Annotated in this window: 14 protein-coding genes and 1 pseudogene; 11 read left to right on the forward strand and 4 right to left on the reverse strand. The window is 41.8% G+C overall.

Annotation, left to right across the window (positions count from 1 at the left end):
* Positions 1–145: 145 nt before the first annotated feature.
* Positions 146–1837: a citramalate synthase gene (gene cimA, locus LC608_RS12115; protein WP_229553770.1), complete on the reverse strand. Its 1692-nt coding sequence runs from the start codon at positions 1835–1837 to the stop codon at positions 146–148.
* Positions 1838–1912: 75 nt separating this feature from the next.
* Between cimA and LC608_RS12120 the strand changes: the two genes are divergently transcribed.
* The 9 genes and pseudogenes from LC608_RS12120 to LC608_RS12160 all read left to right on the forward strand — a co-directional run bounded on the left by LC608_RS12120 (position 1913) and on the right by LC608_RS12160 (position 14639).
* Entirely contained in the window at positions 1913–2251 is a 339-nt protein-coding gene (locus LC608_RS12120; protein ID WP_229553772.1) for a 2Fe-2S iron-sulfur cluster-binding protein, read from the forward strand.
* A gap of 16 nt (positions 2252–2267) precedes the next feature.
* Positions 2268–2663 (forward strand): hypothetical protein, encoded by a 396-nt coding sequence (locus LC608_RS12125; protein WP_229553773.1) that lies wholly within the window; start codon positions 2268–2270, stop codon positions 2661–2663.
* Positions 2664–2768: 105 nt separating this feature from the next.
* A complete protein-coding gene (locus tag LC608_RS12130; RefSeq protein ID WP_229553774.1) occupies positions 2769–4823 on the forward strand; it encodes a thiazole synthase in 2055 nt (684 codons plus the stop codon).
* A gap of 162 nt (positions 4824–4985) precedes the next feature.
* Positions 4986–5165, forward strand: a complete 180-nt coding sequence (gene psb34 / locus LC608_RS12135; protein WP_229553775.1) for a photosystem II assembly protein Psb34 — start codon at positions 4986–4988, stop codon at positions 5163–5165.
* Positions 5166–5427: 262 nt separating this feature from the next.
* Positions 5428–7638: a tetratricopeptide repeat protein gene (locus tag LC608_RS12140; protein WP_229553776.1), complete on the forward strand. Its 2211-nt coding sequence runs from the start codon at positions 5428–5430 to the stop codon at positions 7636–7638.
* A 442-nt stretch (positions 7639–8080) separates the two neighbouring features.
* Positions 8081–8824 (forward strand): choice-of-anchor K domain-containing protein, encoded by a 744-nt coding sequence (locus tag LC608_RS12145; RefSeq protein ID WP_229553777.1) that lies wholly within the window; start codon positions 8081–8083, stop codon positions 8822–8824.
* Positions 8825–9852: 1028 nt separating this feature from the next.
* Complete coding sequence (locus LC608_RS12150) at positions 9853–10569, forward strand: conjugal transfer protein TrbI (protein ID WP_229553778.1); 717 nt, start codon at positions 9853–9855, stop codon at positions 10567–10569.
* Between the two features lie 1657 nt (positions 10570–12226).
* Positions 12227–12898, forward strand: a pseudogene (locus LC608_RS12155) (S-layer homology domain-containing protein); the annotation flags it as partial.
* A 499-nt stretch (positions 12899–13397) separates the two neighbouring features.
* Positions 13398–14639 (forward strand): S-layer homology domain-containing protein, encoded by a 1242-nt coding sequence (locus LC608_RS12160; RefSeq protein ID WP_229553779.1) that lies wholly within the window; start codon positions 13398–13400, stop codon positions 14637–14639.
* 49 nt (positions 14640–14688) lie between these two features.
* Here LC608_RS12160 and LC608_RS12165 read toward each other — a convergent pair whose 3' ends face one another.
* Complete coding sequence (locus tag LC608_RS12165) at positions 14689–16041, reverse strand: ATP-binding protein (RefSeq protein WP_229553780.1); 1353 nt, start codon at positions 16039–16041, stop codon at positions 14689–14691.
* 284 nt (positions 16042–16325) lie between these two features.
* On the opposite strand from LC608_RS12165, the gene LC608_RS12170 reads away from it, so the two are divergent.
* Positions 16326–16643: a DUF3155 domain-containing protein gene (locus LC608_RS12170; protein ID WP_041566316.1), complete on the forward strand. Its 318-nt coding sequence runs from the start codon at positions 16326–16328 to the stop codon at positions 16641–16643.
* Positions 16644–17093: 450 nt separating this feature from the next.
* Here LC608_RS12170 and LC608_RS12175 read toward each other — a convergent pair whose 3' ends face one another.
* Both LC608_RS12175 and LC608_RS12180 read right to left on the reverse strand, forming a co-directional pair.
* Entirely contained in the window at positions 17094–17624 is a 531-nt protein-coding gene (locus LC608_RS12175; RefSeq protein ID WP_229553781.1) for a cofactor assembly of complex C subunit B, read from the reverse strand.
* Positions 17625–17676: 52 nt separating this feature from the next.
* Positions 17677–18024 (reverse strand): PadR family transcriptional regulator, encoded by a 348-nt coding sequence (locus LC608_RS12180; protein WP_100899707.1) that lies wholly within the window; start codon positions 18022–18024, stop codon positions 17677–17679.
* Positions 18025–18815: 791 nt separating this feature from the next.
* On the opposite strand from LC608_RS12180, the gene LC608_RS12185 reads away from it, so the two are divergent.
* Positions 18816–19394 (forward strand): DUF3611 family protein, encoded by a 579-nt coding sequence (locus LC608_RS12185; protein ID WP_229553782.1) that lies wholly within the window; start codon positions 18816–18818, stop codon positions 19392–19394.
* The last annotated feature ends 338 nt before the right edge of the window (positions 19395–19732 follow it).

The raw sequence follows: 19732 nt of genomic DNA on the forward strand, positions 1-19732 counted from the left end.
TAGAGTTTAGGTTGTTTAAACGAACCGCATAAGCATAATATCAAAGCTATTTTCCCGTTAGCTAGAGGTAATTTAGAAGCTGGAATTACCTCTAGCTAAAGCTAGGTTTTCATGTAACCTCTAATACACTAAATAGTAACTTTGATCAACTAGGAGCTTTCAAAGCTGCTTCTGTTTGGGAGTGCAACAACAAACCATATTCCAACCCTTCCACCACCGCTTGATAAGAAGCCTCCAAAATGTTGGTGGAAACCCCTACTGTAGTCCAGCGTTGCCGACCATTGCCTGACTCTACCAACACACGAGTTTTTGCCGCAGTGCCCGTATGTCCGTTGAGAATCCGCACTTTATAATCTGTCAAATCAAAGGTTGCTATTTGGGGATAAAAATTCACCAAAGCCTTGCGTAAAGCCGCATCCAAAGCTGCCACAGGGCCGTTACCTTCCGCCGCCTCCAAAATATTTTTGCCGTCAACAGCGAGTTTAACCGTAGCTAAGGCGTTGCTAGTTTCTTTCCCCTCAATCAAGTCGCAGTGGACTTGAAAACCTTTGACTTCAAAAAACTTCTGGCGGCCTCCTAAAGCTTCGTGCATCAACAGCGCAAAACTGGCCTCTGCTGCTTCAAATTGAAATCCTTCACTCTCCAAATCTTTGAGGCGCTGAAGAATTTGCTTGGCTTCAGCCTTTTGTTGATCGAGGTCAATTCCAAAACTGCGGGCTTTGGCTAAAACATTGCTAAGTCCAGACTGTTCAGAAATGACGATGCGGCGATGATTCCCGACTTGTTCCGGCTGAATATGTTCGTAAGTCAGGGGATTACGTTCCACGGCTGATACATGAATACCGCCCTTATGGGCAAAAGCCGAAAGTCCGACAAAGGGAGCGTGTTCATCTGGCGCGAGGTTGACCACCTCACTCACAAAACGACTAGCTTCTGTAAGTTGTGTTAGCTGGTCTTCTGTGATACAACTGTAACCCAGCTTCAATTGTAAATTGGGAATTAACGAACAGAGGTTAGCATTACCGCAACGTTCACCGTAACCATTAATTGTCCCCTGTACCATCTTTGCACCTGCCATCACGGCGGCTATTGCGTTAGCAACCGCCATTTCCGAATCGTTATGAGTGTGAATTCCAATTTGGGGGATTGGGGATTGGGGATTAGGGATTGGGGATTGGGAAGAGTCCTTCCTAGTCCCTAGCTCCCAGTCCCCAGTCCCCAGTTCCCCAGTCACCTTTACCACATCTTGAACAATTTGGCTAATTTCATGGGGTAAAGTGCCACCATTAGTATCACAAAGGACTAACCATTCAGCACCAGATGCGATCGCAGCCTCTAATGTCTGTAAAGCATAATCTCGATTGTGCTTGTAGCCATCAAACCAATGTTCGGCATCGTAGATAATGCGACGCCCTTGAGAACGGAGGTACTCAATGGTGTCGCGGATCATCGCCAAATTTTCTTCTAATGTCGTTTTGAGGCTTGTTGTGACATGTAAATCCCAAGACTTACCAAAAATCGTTACCCAGCGAGTCCCCGCAGCCAAAATATCCTGTAGCATCGGTTCGGTTGCGGCAGTGGAATTGGGGCGGCGAGTCGAACAAAAAGCCACAATTTCAGCTTGTTTGAGTGGATCTTCTTGGAGTTGCCAGAAAAATTGTACATCCTTGGGATTGGCACCAGGCCAACCGCCTTCAATAAAGGGAATTCCCAGTTGATCGAGTCTACGAGCAATACGTAACTTATCTTCTATCGATACTGATAGCCCCTCGCGCTGAGTGCCATCTCGTAATGTAGTGTCATAGAGCCAAAGTTGAGGTGAAGAATTTGTGGTCATAAAACTGGGACCGACGAGACAACTTTCAAGGCAATGTGTCAATATACAACAAAACGCCAGTTTGGCAATTTAAAAATGCCTAAGGTACTAGCTCAAGGTAAAACAATTGAGTGCGTAAGCAAAAGCAATCTCCGAACAATTTTGCTGCAAAATGGAATTGAACTCTACAATGACGGTGCTAAGGTAATAAACTGTCGGGGCATTGGCAGTTGCGGAACTTGCGCGGTTAAGGTAGAAGGTGAAGTATCAGCAGCGAATTGGCGTGACCGAGCACGGCGTTCGCTTCCTCCCCATTCTCCTACAACAGACTTGCGTTTAGCCTGCCAAACTTTGGTTTTAGGCGATGTGAAAGTGACAAAGTTTGATGGATTTTGGGGACAAGGTTCTCGAATAGTGTGGACACCAAAAGGTTAAAAAGGAGTAAAACAAGATGGGTAGATGGACACCATTAATTTTAATGGCTGGAGGTTTGGCCATTCTGCTTGGTACATTACTGGGCATCAACTTTCCTATGGGAGTACAAACCGCTAACGCTCCCAGTGATAAAAAATCACAAGTCCTTCCAGCTAATATCAATGTTAATAGCAGTGCTGGCAGCAAGAATGAAGAAACTGCAACTGAAGGAAATGAAACAACCGAAACAAACGCAAACAGACGCGGTATTGTAGCTCCAAGACCTGACAACAGGAGTAACGTTGCTCAGAATTCTTCTGATGACTCAACATCACCTGCTGACACTACAACAGACAACAATACAGATTCTTCACAAACAAATACGCCCAGCAATACAAATCAAGGCAACGAACCAATTCGCGCCTTGTGGTAACGATAGATCCGTCTATAGTTACGAGTTATAAGTTATAAGTTATGAGTTATGAGTTATTAGTTATGTACTAATGACTAATGACTAATGACTACTGACTAATGACTAATGACTAGTGAGATTGTAATTATTGGTGGCGGCGTTATTGGTTTAGCGATCGCCATTGAGCTAAAACTGCGCGGGGCAAGTGTCACCGTGCTTTGTCGTGACTTCCAGGCTGCCGCTACTCATGCCGCCGCCGGGATGTTAGCACCAGATGCGGAAAACATCCCTAATGGGGCAATGCATTCTTTGTGTTGGCGATCGCGTGCTTTATATCCCGACTGGACACGCAAACTAGAAGAATTAACCGACTTAAATACTGGCTACCGTTCCTGCGGTATCCTCGCACCCGTATTTGAAGAGGCAGAGGAGCAGGGGGCAGGGAGCAGGGGGCAAGGAGCAGAGAGTAGGGAGCAGGGAGTAAGGAGCAGGGAGCAGGAGGAAAATTTCTCTCCTCAGCACCCTTCTCCCTGCCCCCCTGACTCTTCCCCGGCTTACTGGTTAAACAAAGAGGCAATTCATCAATATCAGCCAGGATTGGGAACCGAGGTAGTTGGTGGCTGGTGGTATCCTGAAGATGCACAAGTTGATAATAAAGCTCTAGCTCAGGTATTGTGGACGGCGGCTGAGTCTGTTGGTGTTGAACTCAAAGATGGGATTACAGTAGAAGCATTTTTACAGCAGCAAGGACAAGTGGTTGGCGTGCAAACCAATGCGGGCATAATTCGCGCCGCGCACTATGTTTTAGCTTCAGGTGCTTGGTCAAATGAGTTATTACCAGTACCCGTGCGTCCCAGAAAAGGGCAAATGCTGAGTGTGCGGATACCAGAAATTGCGCCGGAATTGCCCTTGAAGCGGGTTTTGTTTGGGCAGGATATTTACATCGTACCAAGGCGCGATCGCCTTGTGATTGGCGCAACCAGCGAAGACGTTGGCTTCATTCCCAACAACACCCCAGAAGGCATTCAAACATTACTACAAGCTGCCATCCGGCTGTATCCCCAACTTAAGCATTATCCCATCCAAGAATTCTGGTGGGGATTTCGCCCAGCCACCCCCGATGAGTTGCCCATCCTTGGCACTAGCCATTGTCAAAATTTAACCCTTGCTACAGGTCATTACCGTAACGGGATTTTACTTGCACCCGTAACAGCCGCCTTGATTGCCGATTTCATCTTGGAACAAAAGTCTGACCCTCTACTTGCTAATTTTCACTATTCGCGCTTCCAGTCCAAGCCATCTACCTCCACACCAATGCTGACTCACTCTGCCAATTTCTCCAACGGGAATCGTCCTGCCATATCCCCCCATTCCCCACTCCCCACTCCCCACTCCCCACTAATTATTGCTGGCAAAACCTTCCAATCCCGCTTGATGACTGGAACTGGTAAGTATCGCAGCATTGAAGAAATGCAGCAAAGCATTGCCGCTAGTGATTGTCAGATTGTCACTGTGGCAGTACGACGGGTACAAACGAAGGCCCCTGGACATGAAGGTTTGGCTGAAGCCTTAGATTGGACAAAAATCTGGATGTTGCCTAATACCGCAGGTTGCCAAACTGCTGAAGAGGCGATTCGGGTGGCGCGTTTAGGGCGAGAAATGGCGAAATTGTTAGGACAGGAAGATAATAATTTTATAAAGTTAGAAGTAATACCTGACCTTAAGTATTTACTCCCAGATCCAATTGGGACGCTGCAAGCCGCAGAGCAATTAGTTAAAGAAGGTTTTGCAGTATTGCCTTATATTAACGCTGACCCCATGTTAGCCAAACGTTTAGAAGAAGTAGGCTGTGCTACAGTCATGCCTTTAGCATCGCCGATTGGTTCTGGACAAGGGCTAAAAACAACTGCCAACATCCAAATCATCATCGAAAATGCGGGTGTACCAGTGGTGGTAGATGCCGGAATTGGTTCACCCTCAGAAGCCGCCCAGGCAATGGAATTGGGAGCAGATGCTTTGTTGATTAATAGTGCGATCGCACTTTCTCCAAACCCGGCAGCAATGGCTCGTGCCATGAATTTAGCAACAGTTGCCGGTCGTTTGGCATATCTTGCTGGCAGAATGCCTATCAAAGACTACGCCAGTCCTAGTTCACCTTTGACTGGGACGATTACTAGTTAGGGAATGGGGACTGGGAAATAGACAGACTAGGGAGATAACGGGAATAACCAATCCCCAATCCCTAATCCCCAATCCCTAATGTAACGATTTGTCTAGCAGTTTCAGAGCGGATCTAGCATTTATGTAACATTAAATGAACAATAAATACAAAGGAATTAATTCATGCCCTATACAAACGAAGAAGGCGGCCTTCTAAATAATTTTGCCCGGGAACCAAAGATTTATCAAGCAGAACCCCCCACACAAGGGCAAAAGCGAACTTATCTTTTACTAGGAATAGTCGCTACAGTTTTGGTTGGCGGCTTGATTCTAGTTGCCTTCTTTGTTTCTAAGAGCAGCTGATCGTAAAATATTTTAATAAAACTTCATTTTCTTGATAGTTTCCAGGTTCCGATTTTAAAAGGAGCCTGCTTTTTTATTTTTTGTTAAAATTGAATCAAAAATTAGAGTATCATTATATACTGGTTTATTTTACTATACCCGAAAAACTCAATTTATTTTAAGCAGCACAGCGTTATCTTAAAAATCATTTCTATTATGAGATTAGCCGACTTGGATATGCCGAGAAAGGTGATATGTACTGTGTTTTGGCTCTTTAGCCACCATGAGCGTGAATGATACTGCACAAAATGATAATTCCACTTGGAATCGGCAAGTATACCAACGATTGAAGCTTGCCCTAAGTCTTGGCTTACGACGGCAACTTTTTTTAGCAGTATGTGATGATTTACACTTAAGAAATCAAGTAGCAACTCGTCTGCATTCTACATTGGCTTATCCTATTGGACAAGTGCTATCTCAGCCATCAAATGCCCAAGAAAATAGCACTCTAGCTTATCCGCGATTAGTTACGTTGCGTTTGAATTTAAATGATCCCAATCCCATACTTCAAATAAATCAATGGTTGGCAAACTATCCACCGCCAACTGTTGGAGCATCAAAAGATACCCCCGGAAGACCTTTTCCAGTCCCAGCATTTCAGATTGTCGGCGTGGAGCATCTCACTAAGCAACCAGTCGCTACACAACGGTTATTTTTGCACCATCTCCGCTTAAGCGAACAATATTTCTCTTTACAAGAATCTAGCCGATTCCTTGAATCTAACTTGCTGTTGTGGATACCGCGTCCTTGGTTATCTGCTATCAAGCAATCAGCGCCACAGTTTTGGCATTGTCGGACTGGCGTATTTGTATTTGCCGGAGAACCTACACCAGCGACTCAGAATTCAGGTTATCCAGAACGTTTTTCTAATCCCAGAAGCTTGGATTTAGGCTATATTGAGCAGTCGATTGTAGATGAATCAGTTACCCAAACAGAACTCAGAAGCGCAGGTACTGAGTCAAAGTTGAAGACTAATTCCGATTTCCCGGTAGAAACACAAGGGAATAGCGTAGATAAAACCCAGGAATCGCCATCGACAGCAGATTTATTAAAGGCTGCGCCACAACAGCAGGAATCTACTAATAGGTCTGGTAGCGCAAGTAATAATCAATCTCTGTCGTCTTTATCTCATATTAGTAGCGAATTAACGGAGCTAGTAATAGCAACAATAAATACAAATATTGCTCAACATACAGAGGATTACTGGCAACCGCAGCAGATTTTGTTGGAGATTGAAGAATTACACCAAAAACAAGTTCCAGGGGAAGTAGTGGCAGAAGCTTATCATCGCTTGGGCACTTTATACCGCCTTCGCATTGAGCAAGGAGAGTCAACCTTAGAAAATCTGATGGTGGCAATTATTGCCTATCAAGAGGCAATTAGCTATGACGAAACCTCACCACAACTCCCAGATATCTTAAATGATTTGGGTACACTCTACTGGATGCTATACCATACACCGCCTAATTCTGAGGAAGGACAAACTTATATAGAGCAGGCAATAGAATTTTATCAGTTGGCGTTGAACATGATCTCGCCCCAGACACATTCAGAAACTTACGCTCGTGTGCAAAATAATTTGGGGACGGCTTATGGTGATTTAGCTCGTTTTTCTCACCCATCTGAAAATTGGCAGCAAGCAATTTTAGCTTACAATGAAGCACTGAGCTACCGTACAGCCGAGATGGATTCATTAAAGTATGCGGCTTGCCAGAACAATTTGGGTACTGCTTACTGGCATTTAGGGCAATACAACCAACCGATTGTGCATTTAAAGAAAGCGATCGCAGCTTACAATGAAGCACTTATACACTACAACCCCGAACAGGAACCGCTCAAATATGGCATGATTCAAAACAACATAGGAACCGCCTGTTGGAATCTAGCACAATACGAACAACCTGCCCAAAATCTCCAGCTAGCTATAGATGTCTACACTGAAGCTCTCAAGTATCGCACTCCAGCTAATGTTCCCAGCGCCTGCGCCGCTACACAAAATAATCTCGGTACTGCCTACTGGCATCTAGCAAACCTATCTCAAACAACTAAAGAGGCACGGCAAAAGTATCTGCAACTATGTATCAGTGCTTACGAAGAGGCCATAGCCTTGGCTCACTCACTTAGCGGTATTCCTTTAAGTTTTGATTTGCTTGCCTCTTACAATAACTTGGGACTAGCACATTATCAGCTAGTAATAGATAAGTCGTTTAATGATGACAAAGCAACACGTTCTCAACATTTAGAAGTAGCATTAGACAATCATTTACAAGCCTTAAACGGATTAAGTAAACAGCCAGAGGCTTATCAAACAACCTTTAATTATATAGTGAAAACTATTCGTGCTTTTCATAATGAATTAGGCATACAAGGACAGAATCTGGCTTTATCTAAAGTTCCTAGTCAGTTGTTGCCAGAAATTTTGTCAAAGCTATAAAGCATATACCGAAAACCCTTAAAAAAGAGACAAGGGAGGCAGGGGAGAGAAAAAAGCAAGTGTATTTAGGGTTATTTCAGTAGTAAAAAATACTAAAATTTTCTCTTGATTTCTCCTTGAATTTGACCAAAGAATCACATTCGTCTCAATAGTGCAGAGAGTGTAAAAAAAGTAACTTTATATTGACTTGACATTGATCAAAGAAGCAAGTAAGGTAACGATGTCTACGACAAGTTACGCCTACGCAATTACTGTTTTACCAATTTATAATTATTAAAATATTTTTTTGCCAATTCATAAGCTTAACTTAATCAAATAATTATTTAGATAATATTTTATAATAAAATCCAGCAAAATATTGGCGCGTTTTAAGAAAATTTACTAATTTAGACTGGAAACATAGTTTAAAAAAGCTCCAAAATTAGATTTGGATACTTAAGTTATGAAACTAAGTTTGGTTTTTCCGACTGCTATATCTAGTTTTTTTGTGGGTGCGACTATAGCACTTGGTTTCTCTAACCAAGCAGATGCTCTAACTTTTTCTGGTATCTCTACTGGTACATGGGGAGAACCTACTTCAGGAAGCATCAATATCAATCCCAATCCCATATACACAGGTGTGGGAAACAACATATTTACTTGGGGTGATGCTAATGTGTGTCTACCAAGTCCAAATCCTAGTGGGTGTACAATAACAGGCTCAAATAAACTTACCTTTAGTGGAAATTCGTTTTCAACTGACATTAACTCTGTATTCAAAATAGCTGATTTAGCTTACTTTAATGGAACTGTAGTTAAAGGTACAAGCGTTGAAGAAGTGCCTTTAAACCTCAATGTATCCTTCAGCTCTCCCGTTGGAATCAGCCAATTTTTTGACTTGAAATTGCATCTAGTAAATACGCCTAATAGCGTAACCAATTCTGAAGAAGAGAATGCAGACCTTGTATTTATAGACGAAAACTTGAGTAATCCGACTTTTGCCTTTGAAGGCAATAAATACACGCTTGAACTAACTGGTTTTAATCCAGACGTTGGACAGATAAGTATTAAGGCTCTTGAAGGAGGCACAACTAAAACAGCTATTTATGCCAAAATCAAAACCATACCTGAACCTACAACAGTAGCGGGTCTATTCCTGGTAGGGATGTACCTGATATCTAGTAAAAAATTGCTGGAGAAGAAATAGTCAGAGCTTTAGCTGTTAAAACATCTGCTCGTGTTCACGTTTGAGGATGTCATTACACTAGAAAATTTTCGGTTCCAATACGGGGTTTGTAACGGTTCTTACACCTGTGAGAAATCCTACCGACGATACCCCAGTTTGCTCAACTCTCTTAAGGCGTCCACATAAATGACTCCTGTCTTTTATGCAATTGAGAACCGCTACATACTCATATTCCATAATTGATAAATTTTAACCCAGCACAAGAATTGCTGCGATCGCATCAAAATTTATTCCCATAGAAGAATTCAGGAGCAAAGCCAAAGACGCTCTCTACAAGACGCGTAAGAGACGCGAACTCGCTCTAAGGGAACGCGAGTCTTTGTAACACTTTGTAAAAGCAAGCTACGCGCAGCAGCGACCATAAAAGAAGGAGAAGAGAAGGAAGGCTATATGAAACTCCTGCTCTGGTCTTCTGACCATGAGGTAGGGTATCCTTGGCTTTGCTCCTGACTGAACCAAGAAACCGCAAAGCTTTCCCAAGTTTTAGGAAATAAATCTACAATAGAAGTAAGCTAATCGTCATTCATTTTTTCAGAATGATTCGCTTGTAGTAAGTAGCTCTAGCCCTGATTTTATGCAACTTAATGCAGATTAGCTTAATAGTTCGCAGTCAGCCCATTCGCCTCTATTTAGTGGTGTAGATATAGGAATCATATTTGATTTTTGAAAATATACCACGATGAGCCAATCGTATCCTGAAGGTAGTCCCGTCTTCTCCCAGACGTAAAGAATAAAACAACTTTGGCAACAATTAGATTAATTTTGCGTCATGTTGAGAGTATCTCACCATATATTTACTGACGTACATTAGCAAGATACAAATTCTGAGGAGGAATATCTCAGATAGGACTGGTTGCAACACAAACTCCAGGTTATATAAGCACTTTCATATTCAGAATGCGCCTATAAACAGGTTTCATAAATTTTAGAAACAAACTAAGTGAATCAACGTCATTAAATACATCACATACATAAAGGTTTACCGACTTATGACTCGCCTACATCAATGGAAATCTGGAACTGCTGCGCTCATGGCAATAGCCGTTACTGCAAGCGTCACTGCCCCACTGTTAACTTTAGCTCCTGCTAATGCACAATACAGAATTGGGCAAGACAGAGTTGGGCAATATGGAAACGTTACCATTCCTTCTGGGGTTGCTTTACCTGTTACCTACGAGAAAGAGACAATCACTATTGCTCCTGGGGAAACTAAATCTCTAACCTTGAGAATAGCGAATGACATTATTGACAGAAATAGAAATGTCTTGATTCCCGCCGGTACTAAAGTAAATGGACGATTAGAATCTGTTGATTTAGATAGTTATTATTCAAGAACTACAGAGGATAATCAAGCCAAAGGCGTGCGGTTTGTAGCTCAAGAATTAGAATTTTCTAATGGTCAGCGTCAGCCAATTAATGCAAGTTCTCGGACATATACCACAACTCAAAAAGTTTCACAGGCCCCCAGCACAACTCAGGTTTTAACTGATGCAGCTATCGGTGCTGGTGCTGGTCTTTTAGGTTCACTAGTAACTGGTAACCGCAAAATTGACGATTTAAAACCTGTTCTCGGTGGGGCTGCGGGTGCGGGAGCAAGTGTGCTGTTGAGGAAAAAACAAGGAAGTGCCTTTGTTCTTAGACCCGCACAGGATTTGAAGCTTACACTGAATTCTAACTTGAATTTAGTACCACAATCCCGCTACTAGATTTAACTCAATTTAAGTCGTGACTTTAATCACCCCTAATAGGCGATCGCAACTTTAAATGTATTGTGCGATCGCCTTAAATTTTAACAGTGAAAAATTATATTCAATAGCAACCATTCTACCTTTATATCGTCTTAATTATTATCAATATTTATTAAAATACTTATTTAATTGTACGGTGTAGAGAGTTAGGAAAATCGGCTCTATTTTCTTCTCTATCCAAAAGAGTATTCAAAATTACGTAATATCCTGATATTTTTATTAAATAGTGGTAATAAAGGAGCTTTTGCTTGTGGAAATTCAAGGTTTCGGTATAGGGACATGTCTTGCAATTCCTGTAGTATTAGGTCTTTTAACTCAGGGAGAAAGGATAAAAGAATTTTTAGTTGAAGACGTCTATCAGGTATCCACTAACAAGGAAATGAGCCTATCTAGCCGCCAGCTAATTAGCGCGAATTCAAAACCGAAAACATACTATGTTAGTGGTAGTGGAAACGACAAAAATAACGGACTCTCTACTTCATCCGCCTTTAGGACAATTCAAAAGGCAGCAGACCTTACTAACCCTGGCGATACAGTATTGATTATGAACGGCGTATACAAAAATATAGCCAAAGCTGGGAGTGTAGTAAATATTAAACGTTCTGGAAAAGCAAATGCATGGATTAGGTATAAAGCATATCCTGGGCATTCCCCAAAAATTCAGCACAATACATGGAATGGTATTTTGATTTCACATGGAGCTTCATATATTGAGATCAACGGGCTGGAGGTGATAGGGAACAATGCCAATATCACCCTTGATTATGCGATGAGTCAGAAGACTAACAAAGTAAACCCACTCACTAATGGAAACTGCATCAACGTTGACGGACGAAAAAATGGTCGTAGTCATCACATCCGTATTCTGAACAACAAAGCGCATGAGTGTGGAGGAGCAGGTATTTCAGCGATTCAATCCGACTATGTGACAATAGATAATAATGTGGTGTTTAATAATGCCTGGTATAGTGTTTATGGTAACAGTGGCATTTCAATATTGAACAATTGGAATTCTGACAATAACCGGGGATACAAGATATTGGTTAGCAACAACAAGACCTATAACAATCGCATGTACATCCCTTGGCTCGCAGTCGGAAAGATCACAGACGGAAATGGCATCATTATTGATAGTTCAAGAAATGGTGATAAGAAATTAAAAATGAGTCCATATACAGGACGTACTTTAGTTAAAAATAATCTTTCATTTAATAATGGTGGTTCTGGTATTCATTCATTTTTAAGCGATCATGTTGATATTGTAAATAATACTGCTATTTTAAATAATCAGAGTCCAGAAATTGAAAATGGGCAAATATTTGCTAATAAGTCATCTGATGTCAAAATTTTAAGAAACATTCTCTATGCATATCCTGGCAAGGTTATTAACAGTAATTACAATACTCAAAATGTTACTTATGACTATAATATCTACCTCAATAGTTCTAAGATAAGTGTTAAAGGACCCCACGATGTTGTTGCAGACTCAGAGTTTTTAAGTAAGCATCCCACTATTGAAAAAATATCTAGCAATTGGAAATCAAAGCTAGATAAACAAAATCCGCCAACGCGGAATAATGTAGAGTCTAAGTCGGCAAGTTTAGTTTGTCAGCCAATGACTTATACTTTGCAAAGCAAACCTATCCAAGCGGGATGCTCCTCGACATCTGTGGCTCAAACTACTGGTTCATCTTCGGCTCAAACTACTGCTTTTTCTGATGTTTCATCTAACTATTGGGCGGCACAATTTATTCAACAATTGTCACAGCGAGGTGTAATTGCTGGATTTCCTAATGGTACTTTCCGCCCTGAAGAACCTGTGACACGCGCTCAATTTGCCGCTATGGTCGATAAAGCTTTCCAAAAATCACAACAACGACAGGCGATCAAATTTTCTGATGTGCCTAGCAACTACTGGGCATCCAGTGCCATTGGGAAAGCCTATAGCATTGGTTTCTTAGCAGGATATCCTGGTAATCGTTTTGGGCCTAACCAGGCTATTCCCCGCCAGCAGGTTTTGGTGTCCCTCGCCAACGGTCTGGGATATACTTCTGGTGGCAATAACGAAAGCACTCTGAGGTATTTCAACGATGCCTCTAAGATCGCTAGCTATGCCCGTAGCCCGATCGCAGCAGCAACTGAAAAACAAATTGTGGTGAACTATCCTAATGTGAAGTCCCTGAATCCAACCGCAACTGCTACTCGCGCCCAAGTAGCAGCTTTTATCTACCAAGCACTGGTTAGTTCTAATCAAGCCCCAGCAATTAACTCGCCTTATGTCGTGTCAAACCCCAGGAATTAACTGCTTGATGTCGTAACTCAATTCAAGTCGTGACTTTAATCACCTCTGATAGGCGATCGCCACTTTAACTATAGTGGGCGATCGCCTTCATTTTTAACCCTATAAAATCTATTTTTTAGCAACTATTCTATCTCTGTATCGTCTCACTCAATATTCATATTTTTTAAAATACTTATTTAATAGCCTTAATCAGTAAGAGGCTGATTAAACTGTTACCTCTTGCTAGCTGACAGGTATTTTCTGATTTATACCAAATCTAGATGAGGCTGCATAGAATAATTCCCTTGCCTAGTATGGAATTTCAAGTGTTTTATTCTGTGCATCTTCATAGAGAATTGATATTAGGCTAGCTGATTTTACTGTATGCCGTAAGTAATAGTTTTTACAAAAAGCAGAGATAATAGGGAACCTAATACCTCAGTAAAGGTCTAATTAATTAACAGTAAAAAAAATAATTGTACTGGTGTCCTGGAGTTAAAAATTAATGTTTACTTTAAATCGTTTGCAATCTGGAACAGCTGCACTCATGGCTTTAAGCGTCACAGTCGCTACTGTAGCGCCTTTCATTACAGCTTCGCCATCTTTTGCTCAAACCACTTTTTCTGATGTTTCATCTAACTATTGGGCAGCACAATTTATTCAACAATTGTCACAGCGAGGAGTAATTGCCGGATTTCCTGATGGTACTTTCCGCCCTGAAGACGCGGTGACACGCGCTCAATTTGCCGCTATGGTCAACAAAGCTTTCCAAAAAGCACAGCAACGGCAGGCAATCAATTTTGTTGATGTGCCGAGCAACTATTGGGCATCCAGTGCCATTGGGCAAGCCTACACTATAGGTTTCTTATCTGGTTATCCTGGAAATCGCTTTGAGCCTAATCAAGCTATTCCCCGCCAACAGGTTTTGGTTTCCCTCGCTAACGGTTTGGCATATACTCCTAGCGGCAATACCGAAAGCACTCTGCAATACTTCAACGATGCTTCTAACATCGCTAGCTATGCCCGTAGCCCGATCGCAGCAGCAACCCAAAAGCAAATTGTGGTGAACTATCCTAATGTGAAATTCCTGAATCCAACTGCAACCGCCACTCGCGCCCAGGTAGCAGCTTTTATTTACCAAGCGTTGGTTAGTTCTAATCAAGCCTCAGCAATTAACTCGCCTTATGTTGTGGCTGTCGGGTCTACTACCCCCACAGATGTATCAGTCACAATTCCTCAAGGGACTGCTATCCCTGTCAAGTATGACAAGGCAGAAAAAATTCTGGTTACAAAGGATGAAACAGCACCTTTGACATTAACAGTATCCCAAAACGTGGTTACGCAGGACGGGTCTGTAGTGATTCCGGCTGGTAGTCAGGTTATTGGTCAACTCAAACCTGCCACAGGTGGTTCTCAATTCGTTGCCCAGAAACTAGTTTTGACCAATGGTCAAGAGTATCAGCTTAACGCTACTTCAGGCGTGATTACCAAAACTGAAACCGTCAAGAAGGGTACTAGTATTGGTTCAATTATCAAAGATACTGTGTTGGGCGCAGGTGCAGCAACTGCGGTATCTGCTGTCACAGGCGATCGCGCCATTGCCACAGAAGAAGTCTTGGGTGGTGCTGGTATCGGTGCGTTGGTTGGTCTGTTCTTCGGTAAAAATAGTGTTGACTTAATCGCCATTGACCCAGATACCGATTTACAAATGACCATCAATCAAAATTTACTAGTCTCGCTCAAATAGTTAAGAGTAACTTGTCTTTTGTTAATGACAAACGACCAATGACTAATGACTAATTCTCAACTTCCGGTAACCAAATAATAAACGTAGTTCCCGGTGCATCGGTTGAAGTTATCTTAGAGTTGATTGCAGGGCTGAAAACCTCGATTTCGCCCTGCATTTGTTCTATTAATTGTTTTGCGATCGCTAACCCCAAACCAGTACCGGGGATTTCTGTTTGCGCTTGTACACCCCGATAATGCCGTTCTCCAAGATGTTCTAAATCCTGGGGCGGAATGCCAGGCCCGTTGTCACTAATGACAATTCCCTGAAGATTAGCCTTTTCTTGCCCCGCCTGAATCAAAATTTTGCCACCAGTGGGAGTATATTTCAAAGCATTATCAATAATGTTAGTTAACACCTCTTGTAATGCTTTGACATTGGCACGTACTAGGGGTGAATTTTGTTGAATTTCAGTTATTAGTTTTAGTTTTCGCTCTTGGGCGATCGCTTTGGCTGATATTAATAATGGTTCTAATATATCTGCTAACGAGCAGTCAACTGCTTTATCTCCCGTTCCCGGCAATAATAGCGGCGGTTTAGCGTCTTTTTGGATAGTTGCTTCTACAAATACTTCTTCAGGGAGATGTAGTGGTGCTAAATCTGCCTCTGTTAAATCAATTACTTGATCAAATTGTTGCAGCAATTCTTGGAGGCGATCGCTTTCCCGCACAATACTATTTGCTACATTTCGGTTGGTATCTGCTGGTCGCAACCTTTTCAATAGCAGTTTACCAAAAGTCCGCAATGCTGTTAATGGGTTACGAAACTGATGCAACAGGTTATCTAGCAAATCTCGCTGTTTTTCTTGGAGAACTTGCTGCTCATGCAATTGCTGCTCAAACCATGCTCGTCGTTGATCTAAAATACAAGCGATCGCTAATGTTTGGGCTATCCGTTGAATCTGACTTTCCTCCTGTTCATTCCATGCCCGGTCTTTTCTACCTGTTACCAGTAACCCCATCATCACACCCTCATAAACTAGAGGTAAAACGATTTGGTTACCACTAAATAGGTATTCCTCTTTTAGATGGGGTTGAGACGCACCTGGTATTTCAGGCTCCGGTGACGAGGTTGGAGATTCTGATCCTGCTGTCAATAACCTTCTCTGTTGATTGGGTAATATAAACACATTTCCAACTTGAAGCTGCTTGTGTCCTGTAGCTTCAGCAGCCTCTTCCCCTGGCGGTAATAATGCTGTTTCCGGGTAAATTACCACAGGAATCAGTTTGGCCTCATCTGAGGGAGTCTCTACCAATTCTTGTGTCAGGTACACAATACTTAAAGTTGCTCCCAGCCCTTGGGTTAGCAGCGCTATTTGCTCTCGACATAGAGCAAGAAAATCGGAACTGGCAGACATTAACATTTTTTAGCTTTTGCTCAATATTACAGATTTTGAGGCATGATTAAGAGAAGATACTTAGTTTTTACCTTACCAATTTAATAAAGCTTAACTAAAATCTTTCTAGTGATGGTTTGTACCAAGGGATTATATCCTTAGGTGGTTTTGTTTTCTTTATCTCCAAAGATATTAATTTTCTTAAATTAAAAGGTTAAAAACTATTGATATTTTGAACTAGAACCTATATAATTACGACTGATTTTGTAGCTATCACTACAATCTATAGCTTGAAAGAGGAGGACAATAGATTGGCAAGGAGACGCAAAAGGAAAAGTCGTCGTCGTCAGGAAGGACGGCGGATTTTGGAACATGTGCCTCAATATAGCATTGAAAGTGGCGAAGAAAAACCTGTGACAGCAGCGAGAAGATTCATTCAAGCTGAAGGTATTTTGCCACCCGCCTTGTTACTCGTAAAGCGCAATGAACACACCACAGACCGCTATTTCTGGGCAGAAAAGGGACTCTTTGGTGCTCAATACGTAGAGGAAAATCATTTCTTGTTTCCTAGCTTGAGGGTGTTAGAACCTTCGCCAGGTCAAGAACCTCTTGCTTTAGCTAGTCGGTGAACCATAAACAGTCATCTTAGGCATTGAATATGGCTCCTAACTATCATTAACTGGCAAAATTGCTAAGTTTATGCAAAATTTAATTTTTTTTTAGTTTGGAGCTGATTTGCTTTTTAAGGCTAGTCCAGGTAGTTGGAAAATCAACTTATGTCAAACCACGCTAGATTGCATGGATTGATACTATGTTGAAGATGCCGAAGGGAGTGGGTATAGAGCCAAGCGCCTCCAAAAGCGCTAGTGAAGTTGCGTTTTATGCCGTAAATTGTTAAACCTTGCTCTGTCAACAAATTTAAGTTAATGAATTTAAATTTTTCCCCACTACTTTTGTCGTGGGGAAAATTGACAAAGCAGAAGTCTTAATTTGCTCCTTCCTACTTTCCAGTGCCTAAAGAGTAGGTCAGATAAGAAGTCTGCATATCATAGTTAAGAGATGGTTATAAAAACCAACAATTATTCAGCAGCCTTGAGTTGTAGAATCCTCTGTAACTCGCCCAGTTCATCTCGATGGGCGACTACAGTGATTTTACTTGAGGAGGTTTGTTCGCTCTGAGTTGTTTCTACTTTGAGCGACACTTTCTCAAGTCTTCCAGATTTTTTCCAATAAAATAGACCGCTCAAAGGCGACAGCAGTACCATAGGCAAAACAAAGGTACTGAGGTTAGGAAAAAGCAGGTACACGACTAGTGATAGACAAACAATACCAGTCGCTGCCAGCAGAGTTAAAAATATAGCTAAGAACCAACTGGGACGAACATTACCTTCAAAAGTCACTTTGTTTTGTTCTCGGTCTACCTCTGCTACTCGGTAAGACCGCGAGCGAAAATACTCTTTTAATTGAGACATTAAAGCAGCTTCGTCTTGCTCAGATACTAGTTGTGCTGTTTCTATGCGGTCTTTAGTCGAGGCACGAATAAAGAAAAACAGCCCAACTGATAACAACAAGGTTAGCAGGAACGTAGATGGCAAAATAGCACTATCCATAACTAATTGTTATTGTTTGACTGGAGGAGACTTATTCATTATCAATTATTCGTTACTTTGTCCTCCTATTGATGTAGTCAAGCCATTGAAAAGCTAAATCCTGCGCTTGAACTTGCCATTCTGGAGAAACTTGATACATTCGCCTGGGGCGTCCTCGTCCTTCGAGTTTCTTCCAATATCCAGTGATTGCCCTTTCATCTTCCAGAAACTTGATTGCACTATAAAGTACGGTATCCGAAAGTCTATAGGTTGGATATTCAGTTTCTAATTGCTCAATCAACTCGGTTCCGTAAGATTCACCTTGTAATAAAACAGACAGTATGTAACAAACTGCTACTTCCTGACAAAGGTAAGTTGGCGGAGGATTCTCAAAGAATTGATATATATCCTCAAGTTTCATGGTTAGTGAATGGCTAAAAAATGTCTTAGGGTAGGGTCTACAATCCTTGTAGCCAGTATATAGTGCTACTTCTAAGTGAGTAATATATATAAAGCTACTTAGACTAGATATCCATTGCGTAAATACGAAATAATTACCCACGCCTGTGAAGTTGTGGGACGAGTTTGCGAGTTTTAGGGGCACAAAATAGTGTATCCCTACTCAAGCTCGATACGGGTGGTGAGGAGCGAACAGACAGTGGCAAAGTCACTGTCTTGGTGTTAAGTAATGCCGAGCTAGTTAGAACTGCTGAAGCAATAAAATGCCATCGAAGAAATTTTACAGGTAAAATGCTATTTTGTCTGTAAAAGTTCATAAACACTTTGTTTTCCAGTGATTTTCCAATGGAATTCCAAAAGTTTACGCTGAGGGATATGTCTGGGTTAAAGCTGCTACCGCAGTGGAAACACTTAAGCAGTAACCATCACTGATTTTCTGAACAAGATAATCTTTTGTCTTTTATGGCAAGTGTGATAGTAAATTTATCAAAGAAGACCTCAAGGCGGGGGAAAGAAGACCTGATTTTCACGTTATATGGAAAAACCTAACCCCCAACTCGTCGCGGGAAGGGGGAAAAATTCAAAGTCTTTCTCCTTCAAGGAGAGAGATTTAGAAGTGAGGTTTTCCAGATACGGTGAAAAGTCAGAAAAAAGACGGCGAAACGTGGGGAGGAGGGGAAATAACTCTCTGTGTCTCCGTGTCCCCTTGTCCTCGCGTCCCTTAATCAAGCGCCCAGCATATTGGTTCAGTCTATGTCACAAACTCCCGATGCTCCATCATCTTCCTTAACTCTGCGGGCAATTGCCCAAACTTTTCGCCTTACAGGTTGGATTAGCTTCTGGATTCAGCTAGTACTAGGCGTTGTTTCTAGCATAATTGTGCTGCTGTTCGCCATCTTTAATCAAAGAACCGGCAGTTCTAGTAATAATCCTGGGACTGGCTTTGGTGTATTTTTAGCAATTTGTGGATTGGTTATTTTGGGCGGAGGTATTTATTTAGCTTACCGTTACACTAGAATTGGCAAGCAATTGGAATCCTCCAATCCCAGCAACCGACCTCGGAAAAGCGAGACTGTGCAAGTATTACGCTTAGGGCTGTGGGTGAATTTAGGGGGAACGCTGGTAACTCTTTTGGGAGCGCAAGCGATCGTTGGTACACTGGTAGCAAGATCCATTTCTCCCCAAGCTATAACTACCCAATTTTTTGACCCCACCCGGATTATAAGCGGTCTAGATATGCTTGTGGTACAGGCAAACACTAATACTGTCTCAGCACATTTTGCAGGAGTTATTGCGTCACTTTGGCTACTTAATCGCATTAACCGACCCTAATATGAGTGCTGAGTTTTCAGGAGTCAAACGAAATTAATCATACTTTTTTGGTTGCCTTCACCTGGACAAAATAGAGATCGTAAGGAACCACCGAATATTACTCAAAGGACGTTTGCAGCCACTGATAACAATAATAGTAATGGTCAGAGTCTTGCTCAGGTTTCTGAAACGACAGTAACTCCAAATACGAGTTCATGATTGTTTTAATGCATTATATGGTTTCTTAGCCCTGGCAGTGATGCTAGAAAATCTCGATCAGAGATTGAAACTGATTTTTCTAATAAACTTTGTTTTTCCAGTTACAGCAAAGCAAAATTACTATATGCTAAATGCTTATA

Origin of the sequence: Nostoc sp. XA010, assembly GCF_020829625.1 — a bacterium.
GTDB lineage: Bacteria > Cyanobacteriota > Cyanobacteriia > Cyanobacteriales > Nostocaceae > Nostoc.